This window comes from Streptomyces sp. NPDC055962, assembly GCF_042270185.1.
In the GTDB taxonomy this organism is placed as follows: domain Bacteria; phylum Actinomycetota; class Actinomycetes; order Streptomycetales; family Streptomycetaceae; genus Streptomyces.
On record NZ_JBHJYN010000003.1, the window covers coordinates 348,561 to 361,016 of the forward strand.

A 12,456-nucleotide genomic window follows, 5' to 3' on the forward strand; every position below is an offset into this window, starting at 1 on the left:
GTCAGGTGCTTCTGCGACTGCGCGCGAGATAGCGCTGGGCCACCACGACAACGATAAGGAAGCCGCCGCTCACCACCGACTGGTACGAGGAGTTGAGCGAGCCGATCTGGTTGATCAGGTTCTGGATGACGGCCAGCAGCAGCACACCCCAGAGGGTTCCGCTGATGGATCCGGCGCCTCCGACGAGGAGCGTGCCGCCGATGACGACGGCGGAGATCGCGTCGAGTTCCATCCCCACGCCGACGATGGTGACGCCGGAGGACAGCCGGGCGGCGTTCAGGGCGCCGGCGAGACCGGCGAGGAGGCCGCTGAGGGTGTAGACGAGGATCTTCGTCCGGGCGACGGGGAGGCCCATCAGGGTCGCCGCGTCACTGCTGCCGCCGACCGCGAAGAGCGTCTGTCCGAACGAGGTGCGCTGCAGGACGAGTCCGCCGGCCCCGAAGAGCACCAGGGCGATGAGGATCGGGTATCCGAAGCCCCAGACGCTGCCCTGGCCGAGCTCGCCGAAGGCGGAGTCCTTGGGCACGAGGTAGGTGGTGGCACCCTCGTCGGTGAGCGCGAGCAGGAGCCCTCGGGCGCCCAGCAGGGTGGCGAGGGTGACGATGAAGGGGGCCATGTTGCCCCGGGCGATGAGGAGGCCGTTGAGCAGGCCGATCCCCCCGCACACCACGAGGGGGAGCAGCAGCGCCGCGAGGAAGCCGTACTGAGAGGCCCAGGCGGCGAGGACTCCCCCGAGGGCGAAGACCGATCCGACGGACAGGTCGATGCCGCCGGTGATGATGACCATCGTCATGCCGAGCGCGACCACGGCGAGGAAGGACGCCTGGATGGTGACACCGCGGGCGTTGTCCAGGGACGCGAAGGTCGGGTAGATGAACGACGCGGCGATCACGACGGTCAGCAGGACCGCGAGGACCCCCTGGCGTTGCAGGAGTTCGGCGGCGCGCTGCCGGCCGGTCTGCTCGGGGCGGGCGGCCGGGCGGGCCGCGGGCGTCTTCGTCGGCACCGGGGCCGGGGCGACGGTGATGGGCTTGGTTTCGTTCATCGGGACCGACGCTCCCGGGCGACGTAGACGGCGGCGATGATGATGGCCGCCTGGGCGATCTGTGCGGTGGAGTCGGGCAGGTCGTGCTTGACGAGGGTGGCGCGCAGCAGCTGCATGAGCAGGGCGCCTGCGACGGTGCCGAGCACCCGGACGGATCCCCCGTTGAGGGGGGTGCCGCCGACCACGACCGCCGTGATGGCGGAGAGTTCCATGAGGGTGCCGAGCGAGGACGGGTCGCTCGCGGTGAGCCGGGCCGTGGCGAGGATGCCGGCGAGCGCGGCGAGCACGCCGCAGAGCACGTACACGCCGATGAGGACCCGTTTGACGGGCAGTCCGGCGAGCGCGGCGGCGGAGCGGTTGCCGCCCACGGCGACGATCTGCCGGCCGAAGGTGGTGCGCTGCACCAGGAAGGCGACGGCGACGGCGAGCACGCCCGCGATCCAGACGACCAGCGGGACTCCGAGGAAGGAGCCGGTGCCCAGCGACAGCAGGTCCGGGTTGACGATCTGCTTGAGCTGGCCGTCGGCCATGACCAGGGCGAGTCCCCGGCCTCCCACGAAGAGGGCGAGCGTGGCCACGATGGGCTGGAGCCCGACGAGTGAGACGAGGGCCCCGTTGACGGCTCCGACGACCGCGCCGGCCAGGAGCGAGACGACGAGCGCGGGTACGAGTCCGTAGCCGAGGTACAGCGGGAGGAACGCGGCGGCGAGCGCCATGGTCGAGCCGACGGACAGGTCGACGCCCTCGGTCCCGATGACCAGGGCCATGCCCAGGGCGACGATGACGATGGGGGCGACCTGGACGAGCTGGGTGCGGAAGTTGTCGGCGGTCATGAAGTGTTCGGTGAACAGCGCGTTGAAGAGCAGCACCACCGCCACGGCGACGTACACGCCGTACCGCTGGTACCAGGCGGGGTCGCGCAGCCGGGCCAGGTGGCTCGCGGGGGTGCGGGGCGGGTCGCTCTTCGTGGGCGGGGCCACGGCGGTGTCGGTCATCGGGGGTCCTCCTGGGCGGCCGGGTCCCTGTCCGGCTCCGGTGCGTGGTCGGCGAGCACTTCGAGCAGCCTGTCCTCGGCCACGTCGTCGCCCGACAGTTCGCCCGCGACCGCCCCGCCGCGCAGGACGACGATCCGGTCGGCGCCTTCGATGAGCTCCTCGATGTCGGAGGAGATGAGCAGGACGGCGAGGCCTTCGCGGGCGAGGTCGTCGATGAGGCTCTGCACCTCGGCCTTGGCCCCGACGTCGATGCCGCGGGTGGGTTCGTCGAGCAGGAGGACCTTGGGTTCCAGGCAGAGCCAGCGGGCGAGCAGGACCTTCTGCTGGTTGCCGCCGGAGAGCTCCCCGACCTTCTGCTCGGGGCTCGACGCCTTGATCCGCAGGCGCTTCATGAAGATGTCGACGATCCGGTCCTGCTTGGCGCGCGAGACGACGCCGGCCCTGGAGAGGCGGGGCATGGCGGCCAGCACGATGTTCTCGCGGACGGAGAGGCCGGGCACGATGCCTTCGGCCTTGCGGTCCTCGGGCAGCAGGCTGATGCCGGCGCGGATCGCGGCGGCCGGGGTGAGGCGCTTCAGGGTGGTGCCGTCGACGGTGAGTTCGCCCGCGTCCAGGGGCAGCGCACCGGACAGGGCCTTCGCCGTCTCGCTGCGGCCGGAGCCGAGGAGGCCGCCGAGGCCGAGCACCTCTCCCGCGTACAGGGACACGGATATGTCGTGGAGCTGGAGCCGGCTGGAGAGGCCGGTCGCGGTGAGGACGGGCGTACGGGCCGCCTCGTGCCCCTCCGCGGCGAAGTTCGTGACGCCGGAGCGCCGCACCTCGGAGAGGTCGCGGCCGAGCATCATGGACACGAGCTGCATCCGGTCGAGATCGGCGAGGTCGCCGGTGTGGATGTGCCGGCCGTCGCGCAGCACGGTGACCCGGTCGCAGATCCGGTAGAGCTCGTCCATGCGGTGGCTGACGTAGAGGACGGCGATGCCCTGGCCGCGCAGGCGTTCGATGACGCGGAAGAGGGTCTCCACCTCACGCGGTTCGAGCGAGGAGGTGGGCTCGTCCATGATGACGACCTGGGCGTTGACGGAGACCGCGCGCGCGAGGGCGACCATCTGCTGGGTGCCGACACCGAGGGTGTGCAGCGGGCGGCGGGGGTCCACGCGTACGCCGAAGCCGTCGAGCAGTTCGCCGGTCTCCCGGTGCATGCGCCCGAAGTCGATGAGGCCGAAGCGGTTGCGGGGCTCACGCCCCAGGAAGATGTTCCGCGCCACGCTCATCAGCGGGACGAGGTTGACCTCCTGGTAGATCGTGGAGATACCGGCCTGCTGTGCCTCGAACGGCCGGGCGAACCTGACGGGTCCACCCGTCATCCGCAGTTCGCCCCCGTCCGGCCGGTAGACACCGGTCAGCACCTTGATGAGGGTGGACTTGCCGGCGCCGTTCTCCCCGACCAGGGCGTGGGTCTCCCCCGCGCGCAGGGAGAAGCTGACGTCGTCGAGGGCGACGACGCCGGGGAACCGTTTGCTCACCGAGCGGGCTTCGAGCACGGCGGGGGCCGTCGGCACGGCCGCCTCCGGTGCCTGAGGTACTGCTTCGGGTGGTGCCATGGGTGTTCTCGGCCTTCCGCTGTCCAAGGAGGAGGGCCCGGGGGCCGCCGTGGCCCGGTCAGGGTGCCGCGGCGGCCGGGGCCGTTGGGTTCAGGAGCGGATCAGTACGCCCCGCCGAGCGATTCCTTGGCGTTGGTCTCGTCGTAGGCGCGGTCGCTGATGATGACGTTCTCGGGGATCTCCTCGCCGCCGTAGAACTTCTGGGCGGTCGCGAAGGCCAGCGGTCCGAAGCGCGGGTTGGACTCGATGACGGCGTTGTACTCGCCGTTGACCAGGGCCTGCACGGCGTTGCGGGTGCCGTCGACCGAGACGATCTTGACGTCCTTGCCGGGCTTCTTGCCTGCGGCCTTCAGCGCGGTGACGGCGCCGAGGCCCATCTCGTCGTTCTCGGCGTAGACGGCGGTGATGTCGGGCTTGGACTGGATCAGCTGCTCCATGACCTGCTGGCCCTTGTCACGGGCGAACTCACCGGTCTGCTGGGCGACGATCTCGATCCCGGGGGCCTCGGCCTTGATCTGGTCGACGAAGCCCTTGGTCCGGTCGGTGGTCACGTTGTTGCCGGAGGCGCCGAGGAGGATCGCGACCTTGCCCTTGCCGTCGGTCGCCTTGATCATCGCGTCGGCGGCGCGCTTGCCCTGCTCGACGAAGTCGGAGCCGAGGAAGGCCACGTAGTCCTTGCACGCCTGGGAGTTGACCTTGCGGTCGATGGTGAGGACGGGCACCTTCTTCGCCGCCGCGGCCTTGAGCGCCGGCTCGAGGCCGTCGGAGTTCAGCGGGGCGATGATGAGGAACTGGGCACCCTGCGACAGCATGTCCTGGATGTCGCTGATCTGCTTGGACAGCTGCGACTGCGCGTTGGTGGTGAGCAGCTTCTTGACGCCGACCTTGGCGGCCTCGTCCTTGATGGACTGGGTCTCCGCGATACGGAAGGGGTTGGCCTCCTTCTCCGACTGGGAGAAGCCGACCACCGCGTCCTTGAGGTCGATCTTGGGCGCGCCGTAGGTCTGCAGCGAGCAGCCGGGGCCGGAGGCGGCCTCGGGGGACTTGGCCGCCTGTGCTCCCTGGCTGCTGTCACCGCCCGCGTTGTCCGAGGTCTCCGACTTGGAGCAGCCGGAAACGGCCAGCGTGGCGGTGGCGGCGAGCAGGCAGGCCGCTGCGAGGGTACGGGATCGACGCTGGGTCATCATGCGCGGGACGCTCCTTGGCGAGGTGACGGCACGCCGTTCGGCGTGCGGTCGGGCATGGCGGGACGGTGCATCGGCCGCTCGGCGGCAGATGACTACGTATCCCTCACGAACCCGCTTCCAGCTGCGGAAACGGGGGGCCGTGAGGGCTTTTTCGGCCTCTCGGCGGCTCGGTTTACAACGTTATATAGGCGCGGCGGCGCAGGCGGCAAGAGAGTTGTCGATGCGTTTCCAAAATGTGTCGGCACGGGGCGGGCCGCTCGGCGGGGCGGTACGGCACCAGGTACTGCGCTCCCTCTGGACACCGGCTTGACCGCGTGCTGTCATACCGCCGACATCAATTTTCCAACGTTGCAGAGAGGTTGTCGCTCCATCAGCTCCGGGCGCGACGGCCTCCTTCGCCATGCACCGGTCCCGTCCGGGCCGGTCACCCCACCCCTGTCCGGCAGAGCAGAAGCGGAGTCCCCACACGATGCCCCTGAACCGCAGACAACTCATGACCGGTGCCCTGGCCACCGCCGCCGCGGTCACCGCGGGCGGCCGCTGGTCCTCCACCGCGACGGCGGCCGACGGCGTGATGGCCGCGGCGCCCGGCGGCCACTACTCCCCCAACGCCGCGCCGCTGCACCCGACGGCCTTCCTGAAGCTGCCGCCCGGGCGGGTCGCCGCCAGGGGATGGCTGGCCGGCCAGCTCCGGATGCAGCTGGACGGCCTCTGCGGCCGGTACGAGGAGTTCTCCCACTTCCTCGACTTCGCCGGGTCCGGCTGGGTCAGGCCCGACAAGGGCGGCTGGGAGGAAGTCCCCTACTGGCTGCGCGGATACACGGACCTGGCCATCGTCACCGGTGACGCGAAGGCCCTGGCCGGCGCCCGGAAGTGGATCGACGCGATCCTCGCGACCCAGCAGTCCGACGGTTTCTTCGGCCCGAAGGCCCTGCGGACCTCGCTCAACGGCGGCCCCGACTTCTGGCCCTTCCTGCCCCTGGTCCAGGCGCTGCGCTCCTGGCAGGAGTACAACGGCGACAGCCGGATCATCCCGTTCCTCAGCAGGTTCTTCCGCTACATGAACGCCCAGGGCCCCGGAGCCTTCAACACCAGCTGGATCGCGCTGCGCTGGGGCGACGGCCTGGACAGCGTGTACTGGCTGTTCAACCGCACCGGTGACACCTTCCTGCTCGACCTCGCCGACAAGATCCACCGTTACGGGGCCGACTGGGGCGACAACCTGGTCAACCCGCACAACGTCAACATCGCCCAGGGTTTCCGCGAACCCGCCCAGTACGCCCTGCGCAGCGGCGCTCAGCAGGACACCCGGGACACCTACGGGACGTACGCCAAGGCCATGGACCAGTACGGGCAGTTCCCCGGGGGCGGCTTCGCCGGGGACGAGAACGCCCGGCCGGGACACGGGGACCCCCGGCAGGGCTTCGAGACCTGCGGGATCGTCGAGTTCATGGCGAGCCACCAGCTGCTCACCCGGATCACGGGCGACCCGCTGTGGGCGGACCGCTGCGAGGAACTGGCGTTCAACTCGCTGCCCGCCTCCCTGGACCCGTCCGGGAAGGCGATCCACTACGTCACGAGTGCGAACAGCGTCGACCTGGACAACGTCCCCAAGAAGGACCGTCAGTTCCAGAACGGCTTCGCCATGCAGGCGTTCCTGCCGGGCGTCGACCAGTACCGCTGCTGCCCGCACAACTACGGCATGGGCTGGCCCTACTTCACCGAGGAGCTCTGGCTGGCCACCCCGGACAACGGTCTCGCCGCGGCGATGTACGCACCCTGCGAGGTCACCGCGAAGGTCGCGGACGGCACGGAGGTCACCTTCACGGAGGAGACCGGCTACCCCTTCGCGGACACCGTCACCCTCTCCCTCAGGGCTCCGAAGCAACTGCGCTTCCCCCTGGTGCTGCGCGTCCCGGCCTGGTGCGCCGAGCCCGACGTCCGGGTGAACGGGCAGCGGGTCACCGCCCCGGCCGGCCCCGCGTTCACCCGGATCGACCGGACCTGGTCCGACGGCGACAAGGTCACCCTGCGTCTGCCGCAGCGGACCACCGTGCGCACCTGGACGGGCAACCACGGCTCGGTCAGCGTCGACCACGGGCCGCTGACCTACTCCCTGCGCATCGGGGAGACGTACGAGCGCATCGGCGGCACCACGCAGTTCCCGGAGTACGCCGTCCACGCCACCACCCCGTGGAACTACGGCCTCGTCCTGGACAGCGCACGCCCGACGGACTCGCTCCACCACCGATCCACCGGCCGCGCACCCGGTGACAATCCCTTCACCCTGGAGAACACGCCGCTCGTCATGACCGCGCGCGCCCGCCGCATCCCCGAGTGGAGCGCCGACAGCGAGCACGTGGTGGCGCCGCTCCAGGCGAGTCCCGCGCGCAGCACCGAGCCGGTCGAGGAGGTCACGCTCGTGCCGATGGGCGCGGCGCGGCTGCGGATCACGTCCTTCCCGACGGCGAGCCCGGACGCGGCGCCGTGGCTCGCGGACCGCTGGTACCGGATCGCCAACCGGAACTCCGGCAAGGTGCTGGGCGTGGACGGCATGTCGACCGCCAACAGTGCCCACGTCGTCCAGTTCGGTGACACCGGGACGGCCGACCACCTCTGGCGTCTGGTGGCAAACGGGGACGGCTGGTACCGCATCCGCAACCAGCACTCCGGCAAGGTGCTCGGCGTCGACCTGATGTCCACCGCGAACAGCGCCCACGTCGTCCAGTTCGACGACAACGACACGGCGGACCACCTCTGGCAGCTCGTGCCGGACGGCGGTGGCTGGTACCGGGTCCGCAACCGCAACTCGGGCAAGGTGCTGGGCGTGGACGGCATGTCCGGCGCCGACAGCGCCCATGTCGTCCAGTACGACGACAACGGCACCGCGGACCACCTCTGGCGGCTGCTCTGAGGAGCAGCCCGCCTTCCGGACCACTTCTGAGCCACTCCCCGCGCCACTCCGGCGCGGGGAGTCCTTCCCTCCTCAAGGAGATCCTCGGATGAAGCCCGCACCCGCACCACGTCCCCGCACCTGGTGGAGACGGTTAACGGCCGGTACCGGCCTGATGGCACTTCTCGCCACCGCGCTCGTCGGGGCGGCCACCGCCCCGGCGGCCGCCGCGCCCGCCGCCTGGACGCCGAAGCCGGCCCCGATGACGACGCCCTGGACGAACCAGGTGTCCGTCGACAACCCGCTTCCCGAGTACCCGCGCCCCCAGCTCACCCGTCCCGACTGGGCCAATCTCAACGGCATCTGGGACTTCGCGGTGACCGGCCGTGACGCGGGGCAGCCGGCGTCCTTCTCGGAGCAGATCCGGGTCCCGTTCGTCGCGGAGTCCTCGCTCTCCGGGATCAAGCGGAAGATCACCGAGAACGACAAGCTCTGGTACAAGCGCACCTTCACCGTGCCGGCGAACTGGAACGGCCGCCGGACGGTGCTCAACTTCGGCGCCTCCGACTGGCAGAGCACCGTCTGGGTCAACGGCACCCAGGTCGGGGCGCACAAGGGCGGCTTCGACTCGTTCTCGTACGACATCACACCCCAGCTCAACGGGGGCACGAACACGATCGTGGTCTCCGTGTACGACCCGACGCAGACCGGTGGCCAGGCCGTCGGCAAGCAGCGGATCAACGACGTGAACCCCCACGCGGGCGGCGGGATCTTCTACACGGCGGCCTCCGGTATCTGGCAGACGGTCTGGCTGGAGCCCGTCGCGGCGTCGCACGTCACCCGCCTGGACATGACGCCGAACCTGGGCGACAGCACCCTGCGGGTCAAGGTGCAGGTGGCGGCCGGCAGCGGCCGGACCGCCCGGGTCACCGTCTCCAGCGGCGGCACCGTCGTGGGTACGGCGACGGGGGCGCCCGGCTCGGAGATCTCCGTCCCGGTGCCAGGCACCCGGCTGTGGAGCCCGGACGACCCCTTCCTCTACGACGTGCGCGCCGACCTGCTGGACGGCACGACCGTGGTGGACACGGTCGGCAGCTACGCGGGCATGCGGTCGATCGCGATCGCGAAGGTGGACAACATCCTGCGCCCCGTCCTCAACGGGAAGTTCGTCTTCCAGACGGGCACGCTGGACCAGGGCTACTGGCCCGACGGCATCTACACCGCGCCCACCGACGCCGCCCTCAGGTCGGATCTCCAGGCGCACAAGGACCTGGGCTTCAACATGGTCCGCAAGCACATCAAGGTGGAGCCGCAGCGCTGGTTCTACTGGGCGGACAAGCTGGGCCTCCTCGTCTGGCAGGACATGCCGGCGATGGACACCGGCAAGAGCCCCGACAGCGCGGCACGGACGCAGTGGGAGGCCGAGTACCACGCGGTCATCGACCAGCACCGCAGCTCGCCGTCGCTGGTCATGTGGGTGAACCAGAACGAGGGCTGGGGCCAGTACGACCAGGCCCGGATCGCGAACGAGGTCAAGGCGTACGACCCGTCCCGGCTGGTGAACAACATGAGCGGGGTGAACTGCTGCGGTTCCGTGGACGGCGGCAATGGTGACGTGGTCGACAACCACATCTACGTCGGACCGGGCAACACCTCACCCACCGCCACCAGAGCCGCCGTCCTCGGCGAGTTCGGCGGACTGGGCTGGAAGGTGCCGGGCCACGAGTGGTACCCGGGCGGCGGCTTCAGCTACGAGGACCAGGCGAGCGTCGCGGCCCTGAACAACCGCTTCGTCGGACTCCTCGACAGCATCCGTGTCGGGCAGCTCCCGGCCGGGCTCTCGGCCTCCGTCTACACGGAGATCACCGACGTCGAGAACGAGGCGAACGGGCTGCTCACCTACGACCGCCAGGTGGTCAAGGTCGACACCGCCCGGGTGAAGGCCGCCAACCAGGCCCTCATCCAGGCGTCGAAGACGCCCGCCCCGCCCGTCACCCTGCCCACGGGGCAGTACAAGTCGCTCCGGGTCACCACGCCCGGTCACACGAACAAGTACCTGCGGCACTCCGAGGCGCTCGCCTACACCGCGGTCGTCGACGGTGCGAGCAGCGCGCTGCTGAAGAGCGACGCCACCTGGAAGGTCGTCACCGGTCTGGCGAACAGCAACTGCTATTCGCTGGAGTCGCGCAACTACCCCGGTGAGTACCTCCGGCACCGGGACTTCCGGGTCCGCCGCGACGCGAACGACGGCTCGGCCCTCTTCAAGGCCGACGCCACCTGGTGCGCGGTCGCGGGCAGCGGCGGGGTGAGGTTCTCCAGCGCGAACCTGCCCGGCAGCTACATGCGGCACATCGGCTCCGAGGTGTGGCTGGCCACCCCCGGCGGCGGGCATGCGTGGGACAACGCGGCGACCTTCACCGAGGACACGACCTGGTCGGTGGACGCCCCCTGGGCGCCGTGACACCGCTCCGGCACACGCAGTAGCGCACCGGCGGGCCCGGTGGCGGCGCACCCCGCGCCGCCACCGGGCCCGCCCGCACACGTCCGCCGTGGCCCCACAGGGCCGCTCCCCCGGCACCGGGCAGGCCCCGCAGGGCCGTCCGGGACGTCAGGCGTCACCCATCACCAGGCCTTCGATGGTGTGCTTCTGCACGATCGGGGCCAGCACCTCCACGACCGGGCAGTGGAGATGGGCCCGCACCCGCCCGGGCAGCGATGCCCAGTACTCCCTCGTCACCGCCATGTCGTGCTGCGCGTCGTTGCCCGCCCCCGGCGCGTCGACGCCGAGCACCAGGACCGGCCGGGAGTCGGGGGACCGGTTGGCCGTGCCCCGGTGGACCGTCAGGGCGGACCGGGCCGAGATGTCGCCCCTGCGGGGGTGCTTCCGCTCGGCGAGCCCCTCGTAGCGCGGGTAGGTGTCCCGGGTCGGGAACATGCCGTGACCGAAGTCCGCGTCGTCGTCCCACTGGGTGCCGGGCGCGATCTCGAACGGTCCCATGTCCTCCCGTGTGTCGACGGCCGTGAGGTTGAAGGCGAGCGAGGTCAGCCGGCGTTCGCCACGGGTGGCCTCCGGCATGGGGAAGTCCCGGTGCCAGGGCTGGTTCACCGCTCCGGCGAGGGGGACGTCGAAGCCCAGCTCGACGATCCGGTAGTCGGGTCCCAGGACGGCCTCGGACACGGCGCGCACCCACGGATGGTCGACGAGGTCCACGAAGCCCCGGAGCTGCTCGGGGTGGATCTCGACGTAGTAGCGGTGGGGGCCCCTGCCGACCGCTCCGCCCTCCCTGCCGCGCGCCTCGGCGAAGGCCGTCCCGATGTCCTCGCGCATCGCGTCGGCCCACTGCGGGGTGAAGGCGCCCCGGCACGCCGTGATGCCGTCCGTGTACAGGTCCCGTACGGCGGCGTCGAGGCGGGGGGCGGCGGTCGGGGCGTCGGTCATGGCAGTGGTTCCTCTCGTCGGGGCAGCGGGTCGACACGCGGGCCGCACGGGCACGTTCCGCATGCTCCTCGCCTGCCACCCCCATGTTGCAACGTTGCAAACAACGAAGCAAGAGGGAAGGTGCGCCGAGGTGGACAGGGGCTGTTACGGTGCTCACCGCGGAGGTGGCGGCCGAGGTCCGGGCCCCGCGCAGAGCGACAGGAGCGCACCGCCGTGGCAGCGAGACTCAAGGACGTCGCCGCGCTCGCCGGCGTGTCCGTCCGGACCGTCTCCAACGTGGTCAGCAACGCCGCGGCCGTGGCCCCGGCGACACGCGCCCGGGTCATGGCGGCGGTGGAGGAGCTCGGCTACCGCCCCAACCTGGCAGCCCGCAACCTCCGGCAGGGACGCACCGGTCTCATCGGGGTGGTCGTGCCCGAGATCCACTCCCCCTACTTCGGCGCACTGGCGGGTCTTCTCATCGACGCGGCACAGGAGCGCGGGTGGACGGTACTCCTGGAGCGGACCGGGGGGCGGCCCGATCTGGAACGGCGGCTGCTCGACGGTTCCGGGGGGCACCAGGTCGACGGCATGATCATCAGCCCCTGGTCCACCTCGCCGGCCGACCTGGCCTCGCTCGCCGGGGGCCTGCCGCTGGTGGTCCTGGGCGAGCTGGAGCCGCACGGGACCATCGACCATGTCGCCCTGGACAACGTGGAGGCGGCCAGGGACGCCGCCCGTCATCTGGTCGCGCGGGGCCGTCGGCGCATCGCCGCGATCGGCCTCCAGTCCGGACTGGGCCACGGCACGGCCGAACTGCGCGCCGAGGGCTTCCGGCACGGCGTACGGGAGGCCGGCCTGAGCCCGGTGGCCGAGGTGGAGGTGGCCGACCTGCACCGGGCGGAGGGGGCTCGGGCCTTGCGTGAACTGCTGGAACTGCCCGCGCCTCCCGACGCCGTCTTCTGCTTCAGTGACGAACTCGCCCTGGGCGCACTGCGCGTGGCGGCGGAGCAGGGCGTGCGGGTGCCGGAGGATCTGGCGCTGATGGGGTTCGACGACATCGAGGACGGCAGATTCGCCGCCCCCTCCCTCACGACGATCGCCCCGGACCGGGAGCAGATCGCCGAACGCGCGGTGCAGTGCCTGACCGAACGCGTCTTCGGACGCCTCGACACCCTGCCCGCACGGCGGATCGTGGTCCCGCACCGTGTGCTGGCGCGGGAGAGCACCGGAGCCGCGGTCGCCCCGGTGTGACGGAGCAGCCCGCGTGCGGTGTCCGGCGGCGGCCCCGTGGGAGCACCGTCGACGGACAGCGCG

Annotated in this window: 8 protein-coding genes; 3 read left to right on the top strand and 5 right to left on the bottom strand. The window is 70.9% G+C overall.

The genetic code is table 11. The features are described from left to right. Nucleotide 1: 1 nt before the first annotated feature. The 4 genes from ACFC51_RS12095 to ACFC51_RS12110 form a co-directional block, all read right to left on the bottom strand. A complete protein-coding gene (locus ACFC51_RS12095; RefSeq protein WP_376528346.1) occupies nucleotides 2–1,045 on the bottom strand; it encodes an ABC transporter permease in 1,044 nt (347 codons plus the stop codon). Next, nucleotides 1,042–2,040, bottom strand: coding sequence for an ABC transporter permease (locus ACFC51_RS12100; protein WP_376376087.1), 999 nt, complete (start codon nucleotides 2,038–2,040; stop codon nucleotides 1,042–1,044). The genes ACFC51_RS12095 and ACFC51_RS12100 overlap by 4 nt, the downstream gene beginning before the upstream one ends. After that, on the bottom strand, nucleotides 2,037–3,641 hold the full coding sequence (locus tag ACFC51_RS12105; protein WP_376528348.1) for a sugar ABC transporter ATP-binding protein: 1,605 nt from the start codon (nucleotides 3,639–3,641) through the stop codon (nucleotides 2,037–2,039). The genes ACFC51_RS12100 and ACFC51_RS12105 overlap by 4 nt, the downstream gene beginning before the upstream one ends. Nucleotides 3,642–3,742: 101 nt before the next feature. Beyond that, a complete protein-coding gene (locus ACFC51_RS12110) occupies nucleotides 3,743–4,828 on the bottom strand; it encodes an ABC transporter substrate-binding protein (protein ID WP_376376083.1) in 1,086 nt (361 codons plus the stop codon). A 469-nt stretch (nucleotides 4,829–5,297) separates the two neighbouring features. Between ACFC51_RS12110 and ACFC51_RS12115 the strand changes: the two genes are divergently transcribed. Then, a complete protein-coding gene (locus ACFC51_RS12115; RefSeq protein ID WP_376528351.1) occupies nucleotides 5,298–7,742 on the top strand; it encodes a beta-L-arabinofuranosidase domain-containing protein in 2,445 nt (814 codons plus the stop codon). A gap of 88 nt (nucleotides 7,743–7,830) precedes the next feature. Then, nucleotides 7,831–10,182, top strand: coding sequence for an AbfB domain-containing protein (locus ACFC51_RS12120; protein WP_376528354.1), 2,352 nt, complete (start codon nucleotides 7,831–7,833; stop codon nucleotides 10,180–10,182). Between the two features lie 147 nt (nucleotides 10,183–10,329). Here ACFC51_RS12120 and ACFC51_RS12125 read toward each other — a convergent pair whose 3' ends face one another. Next, on the bottom strand, nucleotides 10,330–11,160 hold the full coding sequence (locus ACFC51_RS12125) for a phytanoyl-CoA dioxygenase family protein (protein WP_376528357.1): 831 nt from the start codon (nucleotides 11,158–11,160) through the stop codon (nucleotides 10,330–10,332). A gap of 213 nt (nucleotides 11,161–11,373) precedes the next feature. On the opposite strand from ACFC51_RS12125, the gene ACFC51_RS12130 reads away from it, so the two are divergent. Continuing rightward, nucleotides 11,374–12,393, top strand: a complete 1,020-nt coding sequence (locus tag ACFC51_RS12130) for a LacI family DNA-binding transcriptional regulator (RefSeq protein ID WP_376374267.1) — start codon at nucleotides 11,374–11,376, stop codon at nucleotides 12,391–12,393. The last annotated feature ends 63 nt before the right edge of the window (nucleotides 12,394–12,456 follow it).